The following is a 19,669-nucleotide window of genomic DNA, read 5'->3' as shown; positions in this document are numbered from 1 at the left end:
TTGATCCCCCTAGGTTTTCTGTTGGCGAAAGATCAAAGTCAAACCAGACAAGACCCTTCGTTCGATCCGATCCACCATCGGTGCAGATGGACAAGAAGGTTTTCAAGAAAATGTCTGCGGGCCGATTGTCGCCCGAAGCGCGCATTGATTTGCATGGTATGACTCTGGATCGTGCACATTCCGCGCTGACAGGATTCATTATGCGGGCCAACGCTGAGGGACAGCGGCTTGTTTTGGTGATCACCGGAAAGGGGAAGCGCCGCGATGAAGGTGGTCCGATCCCGGTTCGAACGGGCGTTTTGCGCCAGCAAGTGCCGATGTGGCTATCTCAAGCCCCGTTGTCGCCCCTTATCCTGCAAGTCAGCCAGGCAAGTCAAAAACACGGCGGACTAGGGGCGTATTACGTCTATCTGCGCCGAAACCGGTAGCCGCGCCTTTACGCGAGACACACCGATCCCCGCCATGATCACGCCAAACACTAGATATCCTGAAATCCAAAGCATCTGTGTTTCGAACCCGAACCCGTGGTTCAGTCCCCATCCCGTCAGACCGGGTCCGATTGCCGAACCAAATACCATGATTGCGGTGGCCATCGCTTTGATAGATCCCAGATGCCGTGTCCCGAAAAACTGGGCCCAAAACGCTGCAGGCAGTGTTGCTTGGATCCCCGTCGTGATTGCGAAAAATAGAATTCCAATCAAGCCAGCGAATAATGTCTCGGCGTACGCGAACAGAATAAAGCCAATTGCGGACGGCGCTGTATAGACCACCATGAGGCCTGCCGTTCCAAAGCGATCAATGGCTAAACCCGAAAGCATCATAGAGATGACCGCAAATGCGGTATAGGCGGGAAAAAGCGAAACCAGTTCGAGGTGCGACCAGCCTTTTATCTCTGCGAGATGCACCTGAAGAAAGAAGAATGCTGTCCCAAATGCCGGTGGGCCAAGCAGTGCTGGAAGGATAAACCAGAATAATGGAAACCTTAAAACCTGAAGGCGTGACCAATGAATACCGTCAAGTCCGAGGCTGTGAACAACTGTATTGTCGGTTCGTGGATTGCGCTCTTCCTTTAAGAGAACCAACAGAAGCGGGGCCAATACAATAAGGATTGCGGCGGACACGCCCCAGGACGCACGCCAGCCAATCCATGCCATCAGCGCAACGAATACGATAGGCAGGATCGCCTCCCCCACAGCAAATCCGAACGATGCAACTGCCAAGGCGCGGCCCCGGGTTTTCGTAAACCATCGGGCCATTGCGACCGATGCGGTATGCCCTGACATGCCTTGGCCAAACAATCGGAGCGCGAAGACGACAAAGGGCAACATCCAGATCTCGGAGGTTACGGTCATCATTCCGCATGACATCGCGAGACAGACCACAGTTGCGAAACCGAGGTATCTGACCCGGATGCGGTCGGTCAGCCCGCCTGCCCAGATCATCACTACGGCGGATGCCAACGTCCCCATCATGTAGATGCCGCCCCAAGCCCCGTGGCTTAGGCCGAGATCGGCGCGGATCTGTCCCGCGAAGATTGAGATAAAGAATGTCTGGCCGAACGATGATGCGAAGGTCAGCAGGAATCCTGCTGCCAGCCATCTCAGATTTTGACGAAGGAATGAAACGAAGCTCAAAATCTTAGCGCACGTTGGGCGTCAGGACGAGCCGCGTCGCGTTTTGGACGGTCAGTGCGGTCCCGGGTAACAACCCAGGTCGTGCTGCCGGATCTCTGGTCAGGGCGCGATCATATTCCTGCGCTTGGTTCAGGATTTCCAGCAGCGCAGGCGATGTGGCCGGTGAAAAATGCTGAGTGTCCGCGTCATCAAAGGCTGTGACGTCAATGAAGGTAATCTTGAATTCTGACAGCCTGTCTATGTTGTCGAGCGTGCCGACCCGACCGCCCTGTCCAGTCAATCGACCTGCAAGGCGCAGCACCCTATCCCGCTGGGATCCTAAGACAACGAACGGGTCGGGAAGATCGCCAATGGCGCGGGCCTGCGACCGGAACACGTCCACGTCGATATCAGGTGAAATCATCACAACAGACATCTGGTCGATGGCACGGTCCCGCTTGCGACCCCTCATCTGCCGCAGCGTTTCCATCGCGACAAGGCTGCCCATGGAATGTGTGACAAGGACGATCCCGCTTGCTTCGGTTTGGGTGAGTACTTCGATCACGTCTTCCAGACCGTCGCGTGCGATCAACGCACTGTCGCGGCTGTAGGCATATCCCAGAGGATTTTCACCTGACGGCCATGAATAGATAACCGGAACAGAAGATGTTCCGAGGTCATGGGACAGTTGCGCCATACGGTAGACGCTCTCTGCAAAGGTGGTGTTGAACCCATGAATGAAGAGAGTGATCTCGCGATCATCTGCAGGTCGCTGTCTCAGCTGGCTGTTCAGTTGGGCGACCAAGTCGGTCCCCCGCGGATATCTGTCAGTTGCAACGGTCAGGAAATGCTTGTCAGGATCAGGACGTTCCCGGCGGGGCCATTCAATCCGTCCGCTTCTATGGGCCTCCGGTATAGAGACGCTGATCAGTCCAAACTGAGTGGTTTCTGATCGTTCGTCGCCGTAGAAGTTCGCCGCTGCATCCCGCGTCGTGGCGTAGTAGATATCCTGTGTGGTCGTACTTCTAGATGGCGGTGTCTGAGCGAAATCAATTTTACCACGCGGCGTGCAACTTGCGAGTGCGACCAGCACCAGGAGTGCTGTCGCTAGTCGCATGCTAGAGAACATAACGGCTGACATCTGCGGACTTTGTAAGCTCGCCCAGATGCTGATCGACGAATGCGGCGTCCACCAAGATTTTCTCACCGCCGCGATCAGGTGCGTTGAAGCTGAGATCTTCAAACACCCGTTCCAGCACCGTATATAAACGCCTTGCGCCGATGTTTTCGATCGCCTGGTTCACGTCTGCGGCAATCTTGGCAAGCGCTGCGATCCCGTCTTCTGCAAACTCAACTTCAACCGCTTCTGTTTTCATCAAAGCAGTATACTGGCGGGTCAGCGCGTTGTCTGTTTCGGTCAGTATGCGAATGAAATCTTCTTCAGTGAGCGCACGAAGCTCCACCCGGATCGGCAGCCGTCCCTGAAGTTCCGGCAAAAGGTCGGACGGCTTTGCGATGTGAAACGCGCCCGATGCAATGAAAAGAATATGGTCCGTTTTCACAGGTCCATGCTTTGTGGAAACTGTTGTTCCCTCGATCAGCGGCAGCAGATCCCGCTGCACACCTTCGCGGCTGACATCTGCGCCTCGCGCGTCCGCGCGCGCGCAGACCTTGTCGATCTCATCTAGAAAAACGATTCCGTTTTGCTCGACCGCCTCAATGGCGGCATTTGTTACAGTTTCCTGATCCAAGAGTTTGTCCGCTTCGTCCGAGATCAGAATATCGTAGCTTTGAGATACCGTCATTTTTCGACGGACGGTTCGACCACCCATGGCTTTGCCGAAGATGTCACCAAGGTTCATCATCCCGGGTCCGCCTTGGCCAGGCTGACCGGGGATCTCGAAGGCCTGAAAGGGGTTGGAGGTATCCGGAACGTCCAACTCGATTTCTTTGTCATCCAGCTCGCCGCTGCGCAGCTTTTTGCGAAACATTTCACGCGTGCCTTCGCGTGCGTCACTGCCCGCCAGCGCTTCAATCACCCGTTCTTCGGCTGCTTCGTGAGCTTTCGTTTTTACGTCCTCGCGCATGTGCTCGCGTGTCATCAGAATGGCCGCATCCACCAGATCTCGCACGATTTGTTCAACGTCACGTCCAACGTAGCCAACCTCGGTGAACTTCGTTGCCTCGATTTTCAGAAAAGGTGCTTTCGCCAACTTGGCCAGCCTGCGTGAGATCTCGGTTTTGCCAACACCTGTGGGCCCAATCATCAAAATGTTCTTTGGATAAACCTCGTCCCGCAGATCATCGCCCAGTTGCTTCCGACGCCACCGGTTGCGTAAAGCAACTGCAACGGCACGTTTTGCGTCTTTCTGAGCAATGATGAAACGGTCAAGCTCTGAAACGATTTCGCGGGGGGTCAGATCGGTCAATCAAATGGTCCTTCGAATTGGCGTCGCCTAGACATATGCCCTGCACCCTGAAACGCAAGCCTCCCTGTAACGGTCGGCCACGTTCGCGTGAGCCCCATATGCGGATTGAAATTTTTCTGACACGTTCCCGAAGTCAACCAACTAAAAGGATTGAGAAGATGCTCAACCGTCGTTCTTTTTTGAAAACCGCCACTCTGTCTGCTGCGGCTTCCGTTATCGCCCCTTACGCGTTAGCAGGTGGTCATGGTCGGCTTGGGACATTCACCGGCGCCAGCAATCACGTCACAACTGGTACGGCTGAGCTTGTTAAGTCAGGGAATGGCGGATCGGTCGAGCTTCTTGATGACTTCACATTCGATGGTGCGCCTGATCCGAAAGTTGCTCTGGGGAAGGACGGCTATGATCCGTCAACGCTGATGGGGCCGCTCACATCGAACAACGGTGCGTCCAGCTATCAGATTCCCGCTGGCATCAATCCTGATGACTACAATGAGGTCTGGATCTGGTGTGAGCGTTTTAATGTGCCGCTCGGCGTTGCCAAGCTTGGGTAGGCTCTAGGATTTTGTAAGCGTTTCCACAGTCAGATTGCCGTTGGTGTAAACACATATATCAGCGGCAATCGCCATAGCTTCACGCGCTACATCTTCCGCGTCTTTGTCCGTGAGCATTAGGGCGCGCGCTGCGGCCAAAGCATAGTTCCCGCCCGATCCGATGGCCGCGACGTCATTTTCCGGTTCAAGCACATCGCCCACGCCGGTTATCACGAATAGGTCCGCGCCATCCGAGACGATCAGCATTGCCTCGAGGTTCTTGAGGTATTTGTCCGTCCGCCAGTCCTTTGCCAACTCGACAGCCGCACGGGCCAGTTGTCCCGGCGTTGCTTCCAGTTTGGTTTCAAGCCTTTCAAGCAGGGTGAAGGCGTCCGCAGTTGATCCTGCAAACCCGGCGATGACGTCCATGCCTCCGGGTGTGAGCCGGCGCACCTTGCGCGCCGTGCCCTTGATCACAGTCTGGCCCAAGCTGACCTGACCATCCCCGGCAATCACCACCTTGCCGTTCTTGCGAACGCCAATGATCGTGGTGCCGTGCCAGCTGGGAAAATCAGTGTCTGTCATTGTGATCAGTCGAGGTTGCGTTCGACTTCTTCGCGCTCGAAGATTTCGATCACATCGCCGGGGCGAATGTCGTCATAAGCTTCAAACGCCATACCACATTCCTGACCGGATTGAACTTCGGGGACCTCATCCTTGAAGCGCTTAAGCGTTTTCAGCGTGCCCTCGTGGATCACGACGTTGTCGCGCAGAAGCCGAACACCGGCTGACCGCCGTGCCACACCTTCGGTGACCAGACACCCGGCAACTTTGCCGACACCGGTGACCTTGAAGACCTCCCGGATCTCGGCATAACCGATGAAGTTCTCTTTGATCTCTGCGCTGAGCAGGCCGGAGGCCGCCTGTTTCACATCATCGACCAGATCATAGATGACCGAGTAATACCGGATCTCGATGCCCTTCTGGTTCGCACTGTTCCGAGCAGGCGCGTTGGCCCGCACGTTGAACCCGAACACAGGTGCACCAGATGCTTCGGCCAGACCAATGTCGCTTTCCGTGATTGCGCCAACACCGGAGTGCAGGACACGAACACGCACCTCGTCGTTGCCGATCTTTTCCATCGCTTGCACGATCGCTTCGGCAGAGCCTTGAACGTCCGCTTTGACAACGATCGGCATCTCGTTGACGCTTTCGTCCGCTTTCGCGTTCGCCATCAACTGTTCCAGCGTGGTCGCCGCGCCGGCTGCCGCACGTTTATCTTTCGCGGCCTTTTCGCGGTATTCGGCGATTTCACGGGCTTGCGCTTCGGTGTCGACCACGTTCAGCACGTCACCTGCTTCGGGCGTGCCGTTCAGACCAAGAACTTCGACCGGAACCGAGGGGCCAGCTTCTTTGACGCGCTCGCCCTGGTCGTTTTCCATTGCCCGGACTTTACCCCACTGCTCGCCAACAACGAAAATATCGCCTTGGCGCAACGTACCGTTCTGAACCAGAACTGTAGCGACGGGACCGCGGCCGACATCAAGTTGAGCTTCGATCACGGCGCCAGAGGCCGCACGATCCGGGTTTGATTTCAATTCAAGGAGTTCGGACTGCAACGAAATCGCTTCAAGCAGCTCCTCCAGACCGGTTCCGTTCACCGCGGAAACCTCGACATCCTGAACTTCGCCAGACATCTTTTCGACGATAACCTCATGCTGAAGCAAATCGGTCCGCACCTTGTCTGGGTTTGCCTCTGGTCGGTCGATCTTGTTGATCGCGACGATCATCGGCACTTCCGCAGCCTTGGCGTGATTGATGGCCTCAATGGTCTGAGGCATCACGGCATCATCTGCTGCAACGACAAGAATAACGATATCTGTGACCTGTGCGCCCCGCGCCCGCATTGACGTAAACGCCGCGTGGCCTGGCGTATCGAGGAATGTCAGAGGATTGCCGTTTTGCTCAACCTGATAAGCGCCGATGTGCTGCGTAATACCGCCAGCCTCGCCAGCCGTCACACGTGCGTTTCGGATCGCATCCAGAAGCGATGTTTTACCGTGGTCCACATGGCCCATAACCGTGATGACAGGCGGGCGTGACTTCAGATCTTTTTCATCATCTTCGACGTGTGCGATCACGTCTTCCACGTCCGAGTCCGAGACGCGCACAACCTTGTGGCCGAATTCTTCGATGATCAACTCGGCGGTGTCCGCATCAATGGTCTGCGTCTGCGTTGCCATGATGCCGTTTGTCATCAGGGACTTCACGACGTCAGCCACACGTTCGGCCATCCGGTTCGCAAGTTCGCTGACCATGATCGCTTCGGGCAGTTGGACCTCGCGCACGACCTTTTCGCGCTCGACGTTTCCGCCCATCGCCTTCTGGCGCGCACGCTCTTGCTTCCGCTTCATGGCGGCCAAGGACTTTTGACGTCCACCTTCGCCACCACGTAGGGCCTGATTCAGAGTCAGCTTGCCGGAGCGCCGACCATCATCGCCGCGAGCCTTGCCTTTGTTGCGGTCTCGGTCATCGCGGTCTTTGCGTGCAGGTGTCGAAGATGGCTTCGGGGCACCGCCGCGTGGACCACCGGCATCAACCGGGGCGGACGGCTGCGCTTCTGCTGCTGCCGGCGCTGCTGCGCGTGCCTTGGCTTCCGCTGCTTCGCGTTTTTTGCGTTCGTCGTCTTCGGCTTTCTGCCGTGCGCGTTCTTCGCGCTCTTTTTCTTCGCGTTCCTTGGCTTCCGCCTCGGCGCGACGCCGCTCGCGATCTTTCGCGCGCTCTTCTTCCTCTGCCTTGCGGCGGGCTTCATCCGCGACTTCCTGTTCTTTCGCGGCCTGAAGCGCCTTCATCCGGCGATCCATTTCCGCATCGGAGATGCCGGCAGGCCGCTTGGATGGGTCGCTTACGCGTGGCGCAGCCCCGGCGGCGCCGGATTTCGCGGCACCTGGCTTTGGAACGACAACGCGCTTGCGCTTCGTTTCCACCACCACATTCTTGGTGCGTCCGTGGCTAAAGCTTTGCTTTACATTGCCCGGGCGGCCCCCGCCGCGAAGACCAAGAGGTTTTTTGCCGTCAGTATCGCTCATGCGTCGTCTTTTCCTTTCGGGTGGATGTCCCACCACTTTTCCCGCGGACACCCTTTAGACGTTTGGCTTCAGCAATCACTTGTTTGCTGAGTCCCCCCGCCGTTAAGGCGCCATGTATCACACTTTCTCTGCCGAATGCCAAACCCAATTCCTGAGCCGTCAAACTGCCGATAAATACGTCTTTTCCGGGCGGTGAGCGGAGGCGTGATTTGCCCCGCTCGGACCCGTCGCTGGCCTGTATCAGAACGCGCGCGCGATCCGTTTCCAAAAGCCCTTTAACCTTCTCGTATCCCGTCACGGCCTGCCCGGCTTTCCGGGCAAGAGAGATCAGATCAACGAGGCGCTTGGCCAACAGCGTTTCGGTCATCTCGAACAAGTCATCCGGCACACTGACCTGCGTCTTGGCAGATCTCGAAAAGGCCTTCTTATTCATCGCTGTCCGAAGCGCGTCGCTGTCAGCTGTCACCCACATGCCGCGGCCGGGCAGTTTGCCAGTGATGTCTGGCACGGCCTGACCCTCTGGCCCCACGACAAACCGGATCATCATGTCCGGGTCACCGACCTCACCCGTCGCGATGCAGCGGCGTTCGGGTCCGTCTTGTTCTTTGTCTCGACCGCCGCGGCTCATAGCCCGGAACCTTCGAGGCCTGGATCAGGCCTCGACCTCCTCGGTTGCGTCTTCTTCTGTCTCTTCCTCTTCAGATACCAGATCAGCCGGATCAACCCAGCCCAATTGAATACGCGCCGTCATCACAAGTGTTTGAGCTTCTTCGAGGCTGACGTCGAACTTTTCCAGAACACCGTCGTCTTTGACTCGCTCGCCATCGACCGTGGTCCAGCCGCCTGCCAATTCCCAATCTGCACACGTGGCGAAATCTTCGAGTGTTTTCACATCGTCTTCTGCCAGCGCTTCTACCATCTGGGGTGTTAGCCCTTCGAAATCAATAAGGCTGTTCTCTGCACCAAGCTCGCGCGCATGCTCGAGGGCCTTCTTGTTTTGCGCTTCAAGGAAATCGCGGGCCCGGGCCTGCAACTCGCTGGCTGTGTCCTCGTCCACGCCGTCGATGACAAGAAGTTCGTCAACTTCCACATAGGCGACTTCCTCCAGAGAAGTGAAGCCTTCGGAGACCAGAAGCTGTGCAAAGAACTCGTCCAGATCGAGCGTGTCCATGAAGAGTTTCGTACGCTCTTCAAACTCGGCCTGACGACGCGCGCTTTCTTCTTCCTCGGTCATGATGTCGATGTCGAGGCCGGTCAGTTGCGAGGCGAGCCGTACGTTCTGGCCACGCCGCCCGATGGCCAGCGACAGCTGTTCTTCGGGAACGACAACTTCAATTCGCTCGGCTTCTTCGTCCAGAACAACTTTGCTGACTTCCGCAGGCTGAAGCGCGTTCACGAGGAAGGTCGGTTGATCCTCGTTCCACGGGATGATGTCGATTTTTTCCCCTTGAAGCTCATTCACAACCGCCTGAACGCGGGAGCCACGCATACCAACGCAGGCACCAACGGGGTCGATGGAGTTGTCATATGAAATCACGGCGATCTTCGCGCGGGATCCGGGGTCGCGAGCCACTGCCTTGATGTCAATGATGCCGTCATAAATTTCGGGCACTTCCATCTTGAACAGTTCGGCCATGAACTCCGGCGCGGTTCGGCTCAGGAAGATCTGAGGACCGCGGGGTTCGCGGCGCACGTCCTTGATGTAAACGCGGATGCGGTCGTTCGGGCGGTACGCTTCGCGACCGATCTTTTCGTTACGGCGTAGGATGGCTTCACCCCGACCGATATCGACAATGACATTGCCGTACTCTTCGCGCTTGACCAGACCATTAATGATCGTGCCTGCACGGTCCTTGAATTCCTCGTACTGGCGATCCCGTTCGGCTTCGCGCACCTTCTGCAGGATGACCTGCTTGGCCGATTGCGCGGCGATCCGACCCATTTCTACGGGGGGGACTTCGTCAATCAACTCGTCGCCGACCGCGGGATCGTCCTTGTAATCCTTGGCTTGCTCGACCGTCAGCTCCGCGCGGTCATTCTCGACCATGTCGTCTTCCACCACAGTCCGCACGCGGGTGAAGGTCGCCTTGCCAGTCTTGCGGTCGATGGACACGCGGATGTCCAGCTCGGCCCCATAACGGGATTTCGCGGCGCGGGCGAGGCTTTCTTCCATTGCTTCAACGACCAGTTCTGGGTCGATCATCTTCTCGCGGGCGACGGCCTCTGCGGTTTGCAACAGTTCCAGCTGGTTGGCGGATGTGATTGCCATGTCTTACTTTTCCTCCTCACCGTCGACGATTTCCTGTACTTCGTCGAACTGGGTTTCATCTATAGCGCCCGCGTCCTTGCGGGACTTCAAAACATCTCGGATCAACTCATCCGTCAGAACCAGCTTGGCCTCTGACAACCACTCGAACTTCAATCCGACCGTGCCTTCTTCGATATTGATCAGAACCTCATCGCCGTCCGTTCCGGCAAGCTCGCCTTTGAAGCGGCGACGTCCGTCGATCATCTCGTCGGTTTCCAGCTTCACCTCGTAGCCTTCCCAGACGTCGAAATCCTTGAGCCGCGTCAAAGGGCGGTCGATGCCGGGGGATGACACCTCCAGCGTATAGTTGTCCGCGATCGGATCTTCCACATCCAGCACCGCGCTGACCTCGGTCGAGATCTTGGCGCAATCGTCTACCTCGATCCCGCCTTCAGGCTTTTCGGCCATGATTTGCAGGATCGCCTCTTTGCCGGTCATCAGCCGGATCCGCACCAACTCGTATCCCAGACCTTCGATGGCGGGCTGGACGATCTCGGCGAGACGGCGGTCGATGGCAGCTTTGGCGATCAGATCGGACATGTGTTCCAACAACAAAAAAACGGGCGCGCGGCCCGTTGATGTTTCCCGGTGGGCGCTGAGTGTGGACCCCAGCGCGCCGCTGTTAAGACGGATATACGCACCCACCCCTGAGTCTGCAAGGGGCCAAAAATCCATCATCGGAAAAGTATCGGACTTCCGTCGGACTTTTATCGGACTGCCGTCCGGGAATTGGCCTCAGCTGGGATTGATCGTTGGGCCGGCGCGTGTCTGTCGGGAGCCCAGAGTTATCCGGGTCGCGTTGCCTGCAAACGTCTTTATCCGGAAGTCTTTAGCCGTGCCTCCAAGGATGCGTATCGTTATTAATTGAATCGGATTTCTGCTCATCAGGAGTTCACGCGTTCAATTTTCAATTCTGACCGCCCCCATATGAGACATTTCTCCAGTCCATCGCACTCTTCGGGTCGTTTTCCCTGATAGGTTTTTCTAACCACTTTCGATTGGCTAAACGAAACTTGGAAGACCCCAAAGGAATTCCGCATAGTACCTTGGCGCAAGCTTGATACTTTTTCACTCTGAAATAGCTCAACTCTTTCTCCAGTAGAATTCATGAGGTCTTCCAATGCGCTTTCCACGAGTTCCGGATCAGACAATTCTGCATCAACATGGCAGATATGAATTTGATCGGCACCGCCCTCGCCATCAGGGCCATGCCACCAAAGTATCGACCGACCGGAAATAGCTGATAAGTCTCCTTCACCATTTGAGAGCCGCCAAAAATCATGCTCAAAATCGTCTAGTGGTTCTTCTACGATTGAGAAGCCTGAACTCTGGAAAGCGGCAACAATTGCTTCATCGTTTGGAAAGTGCGACAGGCACGCCTCATTAAAGACTGAAACAAGACGCGCCGCCTCGACGCTCCCCGTGGGAGGCATTACGGCCATGGTTTCTTTGTCCGCCACTTGCTGGTCTGCACATGAGGCAAGACCAAAAAGCAACACAGCTGAAGATAGAAAGCGAACCATTGCAGCTCCTTGCTGATGTCACTTCGGTTGAACAACGCTCGACAGCATTTACTACTGGAAGCTTCCCATAAATGTCGCACAGATTCAGCTACGAAGTTTTGAAATCCGCCTTCTGCGGTACCAAGCTCCAAATCCGCCATTGGGGCGAACGCAGTGAATGCCTCCTTTGTCCCGCTTTGGCGTCCATGAATACCTTGCAGCTGACGTCTGGAGCGAGCCCTACTTGCAAGAAAGCTGCACTGCCGCCAATGTCTGTTTTGACGTTCGAATGAGCGCGCCGATGGGCTGCGTTGGAAGGAGGCGCTGATGCACCATGAGTGGCAAAGGGCCGCTGCATACGTCGTCGCTTTCGATTTGCAACGCCGGGTTTTACTCACGCGATTTCAGAAGTTCGGTCATCCAAAATCGGGTGACTGGACATTGCCGGGCGGTGGCATGAAATGGGGTGAGCAGGCACATGAAACTGCGATGCGTGAACTAAAGGAAGAAACTGGTCTCGACGCGGATATCGGGCCCTTGTTGGGTGCACAGTCCGAGTGGTTTGAAGCGGGTGCGTCCGAATTCGGACAACCCGGTCTCGCACTACGTTTGATTTTTGAGGCGCGCAATTGCTCCGGAGACCTCAAGCGAGATTTCAGTGACGATGATACTACCGTGGACGCTGCTTGGTTTTTACCGGAAGACGTCCAACATCTGAACAGAGTTGAAGTCGTCGACTTTGGCATTGGCCTAATGTCTGTCAGAGAAATTACAGACTGAACTTTAGCAAAATTTGGCCAGAAAGCGGGCGTCCACCAGATATCAATGAAAGCCAGCCTGATCCGTAAGGCCGGTATAGCGGCGTGGGTCGCGCCTCAAAAGAAAGCGTTAGATGCCCTCTTCGAGCTATTTTTACCGGACGCTGCCCTGTGTACGAACGTCTGTTCAAGATGATGGTATTGCCTCTGTAGAGCTTCTAATCTGAAATCATGGACAAGATAATCTACGCTGTTGGCGACGTTCACGGTCGGGACGACTTGCTTCGCGACTTGCACGAGCACATCTGCGACTACCACCAACTAATGCACGCGGGCCGGGATGCCGAATTGATCCACGTAGGTGACTACGTAGATGGTGGCGCACATAGTCGCGAAGTCATTGATCGGCTTATGTCGGGCGTAGGCGACTTTCAGTTGACATGCCTTCTAGGAAATCATGAAGCGATGTTGCTAGAATGTCTTGCGACGGACAATCGACAAGCTTGGTACACTTGGCTTTCCAACGGAGGTGAGGAAACACTTGCGTCTTTTGGCATGTCTCTTCGTTTTGGCGGTTATGATCCCGACGAGCTTCGCGCATGCTTGGGTGAAGAAAGAGTTGCTTGGCTGAAATCGCGACCGCTCTACAGAACCATCGAACCTTACTTCTTTGTTCATGCCGGGATCGCTCCGGGCGTGCCAATTGATGAACAGCAACCCAAAGATATGCTTTGGATCAGATCGCGCTTCCTAGATAGCGAAGAGAACCACGGATACGTAGTCGTACACGGTCATACGCCCGGCGACGAACCTGTGATAAAGGCCAATCGGATCTGCATCGACACAGGTGCAACTTCGAACGGGCTGCTGACCGCCGCTGTTTTGGATGGAAACACTGCTCCGGTTTTCTTGCGCGCAGTCGGTCGGCCCGGAAAAACTGGCTAGACTACCGAAAGCCGCCATTGGCGCAGTCGTACCGAAAGAGGGCCCCGGTCCCGCATAGCTGCAGTCTGGCGCATCTCTGAGTTCGGCCAAAGCATTCTGATAACTCGCGTAAGTTCACTATACGGCCCGAGATCAATGTTGGCTTTGAGAAAGTATTGAATGTTGACGGCGACAGATCGCTCTTGCGGAAGCGACCATGCATTGGATTGCTCGTAAGGTTAGTTGCTGCCCACTTGTATCGACGTGCGCGCAGCAATTACCCTTTGCATGTGGCCCAATCTAACCCAAACCTATCAAGGTATTTGCGCAGTCGATCAGCATCATTGCGGCTGGTTTTGTTCGCCCGCGACGCTGCAAAAAGCCGTCGTCCAGCGGCACTGACGCTTGCGCTTTGCTGGCAAACACGGATGACGGCTGCCAATTGGACGCGGTCGAATTCATCAATATGTGTAGCATCGGATCCAAGATGCGTGGTCAGCAACTGCATGTCAGTGTCTTGGCTCGCCTCGGCCCAAGTGCTTTTGATGGTTGCTATTTCTGCCTCAACCATAGCGAGCGTGATCCGCCCCCGCGGCGCAAGGGTGCACATTCGTTGAACGGATGCACTCAGATCGCGAAAGTTTCCAGGCCACAATGTGCCGGGGTCGGTCGCAAACTTGTGATAGGTCGCTTGTGCATCTGCATTGAAGGTGACACGGGTGCCCAGCAGTTTTTCGACGCGCGAGAGTTCAAACGCGATATTGGGGGTGATGTCCTCTGGGCGGTCACGCAGAGCAGGCAGATTGAAAGTCCAAAGGTTCAGACGTGCAAAAAGGTCAGCGCGGAATTTTCCTGCGGCAACCAGCTCTGCCAGGTTACGGCCCGCTCCAGCGATCAGATGAAACCGGCTCGTGACTTCAAAGTCGGACCCGAGCGGGAAATACTTTCCCGTCTCAATCGCGTGTAGGATCATTGCCTGCTCATCAAGGCCCAGCTCGTCGATCTCATCGAGGAATAAAACACCGCCATCCGCCTCCCGCAGCAAGCCCTGCCGGTCCGCAGCGGCCCCCGGTATGGCCTGCCTGCGATGCCCAAACAGTGTGGACATTGCCCTTTCGCCCTTAAGGGTAGAACAATTTACATGGACCAGTCGCCCTTTGATCCGGCGGCGTTGGAGTTTGAGTTCATAAAGACGCGTGGCAAGATCCGACTTGCCCGCACCTGTTGGGCCTACCAACAACAAAGGCGCGTCAGAATTTGACGTCACGACCTCCATTCTGTCGATCATGGTGTTGAAGGCCGCGTTTCGCGTATCAATCCCGCCTTTCAGCAGAGTGTTGTATTCCTTGGTGATCAGATCAAAGCGTTGTTGCAGGGCATTGTACTTCGACAGGTCCAGATCGACGATCTGCAAGGTGCCCGGGCCGGTGTCCTCACCGCGGGGCGGCCCAGTCTGAACCAGCTTGGCCGGGAGATGACGGGCCTCGGTCAGCAGGAACCAGCAAATCTGGGCAACATGTGTGCCTGTGGTCAGATGAACATGATAATCCTCCCGTTCGTCATCAAACCCATAGTCGCGGGCGAAATCGAACATCGCGCCGTACATTTCTTCAAAATCCCAAGGATTTCGGATGGCGATCTGATGCAACAGCACTTCGGTTTCGGGGTGCCGGCCAGTTACCGCGGCCTTGATTTTGGTACCGAGCCCGGCCCAGCGGGGGTCATGGATCAGCTCCAGTCGGGCAATGGGAAAATCGGGATGATCATTTATTTGGACAGAAGGACGCCAACGTCGGCGCTTGCCCGCATCGAGATTCGTACCCAAAAAGCCAATCACAACATTCTTTTTCATCTGGCTATCTATATGGATAAATTACGATATGTAAATCTCTGTATTTTACCATAAAATTTCATCCTTTCGAAAATTATATAATAAAAACAATATTTTATCCCAAAAATATTTTTCCTTCTTACATCGGATGAATTCACTGAAAATAGCCTCACTGAAACGCAAGAAGGACGAAAACAATGGCAAACAAATCCGTGTTTGCATCGATGAAAGGCCGGTTGCTTCCGGCAGCCACTGCAAAAAACGCTGCAGGGGCACCGGCCTACGCATACTCTGATGCACATGCCTTGGCCCAGGTCGCCATGACCGGGACATTCGGGCAAACATATTACCAGGACCCGATGCGGGAACTGGCGCGCACGTTGGAGTTGGCTGGCAAAGTCGATCCGTCCTTCCTTGCGAAGGCCGCAATCTACACACGCCGGTCTGGACATATGAAGGATATGCCAGCCCTGCTTTTGGCGGTGCTCGCCGGGCGTGACCCGATCCTATTCCAAGCCGCATTCCCGCGTGTCATCGACAACGGAAAAATGCTGCGGACCTTCGTGCAGATCATGCGGTCTGGACAAACGGGGCGGAAATCGCTGGGCTCCGCGCCAAAGCGGATGGTCGCCAACTGGCTGACGGATGCGTCCGACCGGGCGCTGTTGCTTGCGAACGTTGGGAACGATCCGTCGTTGGCGGACGTGATCAAGATGGCGCACCCAAAACCGGGAAACAAAGCCCGCGAAGCTTTGTTTGCTTGGATCATCGGGAAACCATGTGAGTTGGCGCTGTTGCCGGAAAATGTGCAGGATTACCTGCGGTTCAGAAAGACGGGACATGGCCATGTGCCTGACGTACCGTTCCAGATGCTGACACAGCTTGAGCTGTCCACGAAACAATGGGCAGGGATCGCTGAAAACGCATCATGGCAGATGACCCGCATGAATCTGAACACATTCCTGCGGCACGGGGTTCTGGCTCTGCCGACGATGCGCAAATTGATTGCGGATCGTTTGCGGAACCCAGATTTGATCGCAAAGGCACGGGTCTTCCCGTATCAGCTGATGACGGCTTACCAAGCGATGTCAGCGGATATGCCATCCGACATCCGGGATGCGCTGCATGACGCTATGGAGCTTGCGGTACAAAACGTACCAAAGCTCCGCGGGCAGGTTGTTGTCGCCCCTGATGTGTCCGGGTCCATGTCCGGCGCTGTGACCGGCTACCGAAAAGGGGCCACAACGGCGACGCGGTTTGTGGATGTCGCGGGCCTTGTCTCGGCGGCTGTGCTGCGGCGAAACCCGTCTGCAACGGTGCTGCCGTTCGAGGTGAAGGTCCGCGATATGCGACTGGAACCGCGTGACACGATCCTGACGAACGCAGCGCGTTTGGCGGATCAGTGGGGCGGCGGGACCAACTGTGCGGCACCGCTGGAATGGCTGCTTAAGAAGGGGCGTGCCGCTGATCTGGTAATCATCGTTTCGGACAACGAGTCCTGGGCGCATAACCGATACGGCAACGCCGGGACGGCGATGATGCAAGTGTGGGAGAAGCTGAAAAAGCGGAACCCAAAGGCCAAACTGGTCTGCATCGACATCGCCCCATATGGGACGACGCAAGCCAAGGAACGCGATGATGTTCTGAACATCGGCGGGTTCTCGGACATGGTTTTCGACCAGATCGCCGCCTTTGCAAGCGGTGAGATGGGACCAGATCACTGGGTCGGCCAGATCGCGGCAGTCGAGGTCTAAACATGTGGGTCAGGCGGTGATCGCCTGACCCAACCAAAGGAATAGAAACTCTCGGAGATGCGTGGGTCACGTCACGCCTTGTCGTCCAAATGATCGTAGGACGCCGATTCAATTAGAAGGGAATGAAACCCGGCGAATGCTGGTTGGAACTACATTCATAATGTCGAGGTCGTGGGTTCGAGTCCCACTCCTGCAACCATGTGGCAGGATAGCTCAGTTGGCAGAGCGCGTAACGTTTCACCCTTCCCTTGTCGCCGGGGACCAAATGTACAGGGATTAGCTCAGACCGGCAGAGCGCCGCACTTGGACTGCGGAGGTCGGAGGTTCAAATCCTCCATCCCTGACCAACGAAACAGGAGGAATGCCTGTGGGACTACATCGGTTGAAAGCGTGTTCGAGCCACGCCGAACCAGATGCTAACTCATCTGGGGGAAACGTCTCACATCATCTTGTCCTCCCCCATTCGGCTGTAGCTCAGTGGTAGAGCGCCTGACTGTTAATCAGGATGTCGCTGGTTCGACCCCAGCCAGTCGAGCCAATATTGGAAGGTGGTTTGTTCACAGCCCAGGGTCATTCGATAGCCGTTGATCTGGGGGGCGATGCGGTAACACCTCCTGTCGAACTCTATCACGGTACGGCAGAGGCGACCTTGCCAGCGATCATGGCGCACCGGTCATTCTGATGATTGATGCGGGCAAGATGCACAAAGCAGGGCATGCATTTTATCAGTCGGACAACGGCGTTTGGCTGACTGACCGTGTGCCGACTGAATATTTGAAAATTGAAGAGAAAGCTGCTGGAGAAAAAACAATGGCGCAGACAGAGATCACTGGCGAAACGCTCAAGGCTTGGGGACATATCCCTGGCAAGGAGTTCGGCCGCCTCCTGGAAATCGCTCAGGCGGGTCAGGCCGCTGGCTATGGCGAGGATCAGATCCGCGCCAAGCTGGAGGGTATGAAACCACCGCCCCACGTACCACTGCAAAACGCAGGCGATGTCCCGTTTCACTTCAATATCGAAGCCTCTGAAGACGAAGATGAAGTCAAAAACCTTGCCAAAGTGCGCGAGACGATGACTGCCGTCATCCGGACGCCAACGGTTGTTTCGGCTGCTGTGATGCCAGATGCATGCCCTGCTGGCCCCCTTGGCACGATCCCTGTGGGCGGTGTTGTCGCGGCTAAAAATGCGATCCATCCGGGTATGCACTCGGCTGATATCTGTTGCTCTGTCATGATGACGGACTTGGGCGAGGCTGACCCAAAGACGGTGTTGGATGCTGCCGAAAAGGTTACGCATTTCGGCCCCGGTGGGCGACAGAACGGCAGGCGCTTTACCTTGTCGCAAAACCTGATGGACGCGTTTCGGGAAAACCGTTTCCTGAACAATCCCAAGATATTGCGTATGGCGGTCGAACATCTGGGTACCCAAGGCGACGGCAACCATTTCCTGTTTGTGGGTAAATCCCGAAATACCGGACGGACGGCCATTGTCACCCATCATGGTTCCCGCGGACCAGGGGCGATTCTTTACAAGCTTGGGATGGAAGTGGCGGAGAGATATCGCCGCAAGTTGTCACCTAAGACGCTCAAGCAAAATGCATGGATCCCGGCGGATACCGAAGACGGTCAGGACTACTGGGCGGCTTTGCAACTTATCCGCAAATGGACCAAGGCTAACCACAACGCCATCCATCAAGCGACGGTCGAAGGGTCCAAGGCGGAGCCGGGTGATCGGTTCTGGAACGAACATAACTTCGTCTTCAAAAGGGGCGACCTTTACTATCACGGCAAAGGGGCGACACCCGCATGGAGCGACTATGCTGCTGACGCCACCGGGTTGACGTTGATCCCACTGAACATGTCAGAGCCTGTTTTGGTTGTGCGCGGCAAGGATGCTGATCACGCATTGGGATTCTCACCTCACGGGGCCGGGCGGAACTTCTCGCGCTCTGAGCATAAGCGTCGGATGGGTAAAATGACAGCAGAGCAGGCTTTGGCGGCAGAGACAGAAGGGCTTGATATCCGGTTTCCGGCTGGCGGGATTGATGCCTCCGAATTGCCGTCGTCTTACAAGAATGCCGGATCGGTTGTGCGTCAGATCGACAGCTTTGGCCTGGCCGAGGTGGTTGACTACATCGATCCCTACGGTTGCATGATGGCAGGCGATGTGCCGCCGTTCTGGCTAAACAAGAAAAAGAAGGGCAGGCGCGCTTAGTGCGGGCCTGCAACAAAGAGAAAGGATCTGTAACCTGGACGAAATCGTTGTCCCAGCTGAAAACAAAGTAGCCTTCTTGTAGGGGCCTTGTTCTTTTCGTTCATGGTCAAATTACTGACCGGGAGGCTGAAAAAAACCACGGAGGAGGACGATCTGGCCATCTTCGTTAAAGGTGAAATGGTTGATCCCATCAAACGTGACTTCCGTGCCATCAGGTGTCACGCCCCTGCCTTGCCATTTCGCGACAGCCTCGAGACCAACGACATGCACGAAACTCTCGTAAAGCCCGATGCTCTCGAACGCGCCGACAAAGCCTTCGCCCGTGGCAAGAATGGCTTCGGATGTGTCCTTGACCGGAAAGCCGACCGGATCGTCCAGCACCGCATCGGGTGCAAAGGCTGAGGCCCATTGACCAGCATCCATGCTACGGGTGCCTTCAAAATAGGTCGAAACCCAACCGTGAACGGTCGCAGGCTCGACGCTGTCCTCGATCTGGATCTGTGTCTGCATGATATCCTCTGCCTGTGCTGCTGTTGTGGATGTGAGTGCGGCGAATGAGGTCGCGAGAAGGAGATTGCGCAACATGTGATGTTCCTTTTGTAGATAGCGTTTAGAATTTTTCGGCGTGCCCGCTTTCCATGATCGCGCCATCCCGGATGCTGTGGAGGCAAGACGCGTTTTCATTTGTTGGCCTCCTGTTTTGATGTGGTCTGCGTC

General features: G+C 55.8%; 18 protein-coding genes and 2 tRNA genes. 9 read left to right on the top strand and 11 right to left on the bottom strand.

All coding sequences use genetic code 11. The features are described 5' to 3' along the window. Positions 1-86: 86 nt before the first annotated feature. Entirely contained in the window at positions 87-428 is a 342-nt protein-coding gene (locus KIN_RS22600) for a Smr/MutS family protein (RefSeq protein ID WP_306438998.1), read from the top strand. On the opposite strand, the gene KIN_RS07990 is transcribed toward KIN_RS22600, so the two are convergent. The 3 genes from KIN_RS07990 to hslU are packed head-to-tail and all read right to left on the bottom strand — an operon-like array spanning position 390 to position 4,042. Continuing rightward, a complete protein-coding gene (locus KIN_RS07990) occupies positions 390-1,634 on the bottom strand; it encodes an MFS transporter (protein WP_159805803.1) in 1,245 nt (414 codons plus the stop codon). The two genes, KIN_RS22600 and KIN_RS07990, sit on opposite strands and share 39 nt — an antisense overlap. A gap of 4 nt (positions 1,635-1,638) precedes the next feature. Next, the gene (locus tag KIN_RS07985) at positions 1,639-2,730 is read right to left on the bottom strand and encodes an alpha/beta hydrolase (RefSeq protein WP_159805801.1); all 1,092 of its coding nucleotides are present in this window, start codon (positions 2,728-2,730) and stop codon (positions 1,639-1,641) included. Position 2,731: 1 nt separating this feature from the next. Next, positions 2,732-4,042 carry an ATP-dependent protease ATPase subunit HslU gene (hslU, locus tag KIN_RS07980; RefSeq protein ID WP_159805799.1) on the bottom strand — a complete coding sequence of 437 codons (1,311 nt, stop codon included), beginning with the start codon at positions 4,040-4,042 and terminating at the stop codon, positions 2,732-2,734. 158 nt (positions 4,043-4,200) lie between these two features. Here hslU and KIN_RS07975 point away from each other — a divergent pair, with 158 nt between their 5' ends. Then, positions 4,201-4,593, top strand: coding sequence for a DM13 domain-containing protein (locus tag KIN_RS07975; RefSeq protein WP_159805797.1), 393 nt, complete (start codon positions 4,201-4,203; stop codon positions 4,591-4,593). Positions 4,594-4,596: 3 nt separating this feature from the next. On the opposite strand, the gene hslV is transcribed toward KIN_RS07975, so the two are convergent. From hslV to KIN_RS07945, 6 genes are all read right to left on the bottom strand, one after another. After that, entirely contained in the window at positions 4,597-5,157 is a 561-nt protein-coding gene (gene hslV / locus KIN_RS07970; RefSeq protein WP_159805795.1) for an ATP-dependent protease subunit HslV, read from the bottom strand. 5 nt (positions 5,158-5,162) lie between these two features. Next, positions 5,163-7,661, bottom strand: coding sequence for a translation initiation factor IF-2 (infB, locus tag KIN_RS07965; protein ID WP_159805793.1), 2,499 nt, complete (start codon positions 7,659-7,661; stop codon positions 5,163-5,165). Continuing rightward, positions 7,648-8,289, bottom strand: coding sequence for an RNA-binding protein (locus KIN_RS07960; protein ID WP_159805791.1), 642 nt, complete (start codon positions 8,287-8,289; stop codon positions 7,648-7,650). Before KIN_RS07960 ends, infB begins: the two co-directional genes overlap by 14 nt. 24 nt (positions 8,290-8,313) lie before the next feature. Beyond that, the gene (gene nusA / locus KIN_RS07955) at positions 8,314-9,930 is read right to left on the bottom strand and encodes a transcription termination factor NusA (protein ID WP_159805789.1); all 1,617 of its coding nucleotides are present in this window, start codon (positions 9,928-9,930) and stop codon (positions 8,314-8,316) included. 3 nt (positions 9,931-9,933) lie between these two features. Next, a complete protein-coding gene (rimP, locus tag KIN_RS07950; RefSeq protein WP_159807899.1) occupies positions 9,934-10,509 on the bottom strand; it encodes a ribosome maturation factor RimP in 576 nt (191 codons plus the stop codon). Positions 10,510-10,853: 344 nt separating this feature from the next. Further along, positions 10,854-11,492 carry a hypothetical protein gene (locus KIN_RS07945; protein WP_159805787.1) on the bottom strand — a complete coding sequence of 213 codons (639 nt, stop codon included), beginning with the start codon at positions 11,490-11,492 and terminating at the stop codon, positions 10,854-10,856. A 306-nt stretch (positions 11,493-11,798) separates the two neighbouring features. Here KIN_RS07945 and KIN_RS07940 point away from each other — a divergent pair, with 306 nt between their 5' ends. Beyond that, positions 11,799-12,251: an NUDIX hydrolase gene (locus KIN_RS07940; RefSeq protein WP_159805785.1), complete on the top strand. Its 453-nt coding sequence runs from the start codon at positions 11,799-11,801 to the stop codon at positions 12,249-12,251. Between the two features lie 209 nt (positions 12,252-12,460). After that, the gene (locus tag KIN_RS07935) at positions 12,461-13,174 is read left to right on the top strand and encodes a metallophosphoesterase family protein (RefSeq protein WP_159805783.1); all 714 of its coding nucleotides are present in this window, start codon (positions 12,461-12,463) and stop codon (positions 13,172-13,174) included. A gap of 256 nt (positions 13,175-13,430) precedes the next feature. On the opposite strand, the gene rtcR is transcribed toward KIN_RS07935, so the two are convergent. Then, positions 13,431-15,005, bottom strand: a complete 1,575-nt coding sequence (rtcR, locus tag KIN_RS07930; protein WP_159805781.1) for an RNA repair transcriptional activator RtcR — start codon at positions 15,003-15,005, stop codon at positions 13,431-13,433. 176 nt (positions 15,006-15,181) lie between these two features. On the opposite strand from rtcR, the gene KIN_RS07925 reads away from it, so the two are divergent. The 5 genes from KIN_RS07925 (at position 15,182) to KIN_RS07910 (ending at position 18,952) form a co-directional block, all read left to right on the top strand. After that, positions 15,182-16,738, top strand: coding sequence for a TROVE domain-containing protein (locus KIN_RS07925; RefSeq protein WP_159805779.1), 1,557 nt, complete (start codon positions 15,182-15,184; stop codon positions 16,736-16,738). Positions 16,739-17,008: 270 nt separating this feature from the next. Beyond that, positions 17,009-17,085, top strand: a tRNA-Pro gene (locus KIN_RS07920). A gap of 116 nt (positions 17,086-17,201) precedes the next feature. Then, positions 17,202-17,276: transfer RNA gene (locus tag KIN_RS07915), tRNA-Asn, on the top strand. A gap of 15 nt (positions 17,277-17,291) precedes the next feature. Beyond that, positions 17,292-17,420 (top strand): hypothetical protein, encoded by a 129-nt coding sequence (locus KIN_RS22555; RefSeq protein WP_279285226.1) that lies wholly within the window; start codon positions 17,292-17,294, stop codon positions 17,418-17,420. A 128-nt stretch (positions 17,421-17,548) separates the two neighbouring features. After that, positions 17,549-18,952 carry an RtcB family protein gene (locus KIN_RS07910; RefSeq protein ID WP_159805777.1) on the top strand — a complete coding sequence of 468 codons (1,404 nt, stop codon included), beginning with the start codon at positions 17,549-17,551 and terminating at the stop codon, positions 18,950-18,952. Between the two features lie 111 nt (positions 18,953-19,063). On the opposite strand, the gene KIN_RS07905 is transcribed toward KIN_RS07910, so the two are convergent. Continuing rightward, positions 19,064-19,636, bottom strand: a complete 573-nt coding sequence (locus tag KIN_RS07905) for a nuclear transport factor 2 family protein (protein WP_159805775.1) — start codon at positions 19,634-19,636, stop codon at positions 19,064-19,066. Positions 19,637-19,669: the final 33 nt, after the last annotated feature.

The organism is Litoreibacter roseus (assembly GCF_009811795.1).
Taxonomy (GTDB): domain Bacteria; phylum Pseudomonadota; class Alphaproteobacteria; order Rhodobacterales; family Rhodobacteraceae; genus Litoreibacter; species Litoreibacter roseus.
Note: the sequence above shows the minus strand (reverse complement) of the source record. Positions and strands in the feature narration are given on the sequence as shown.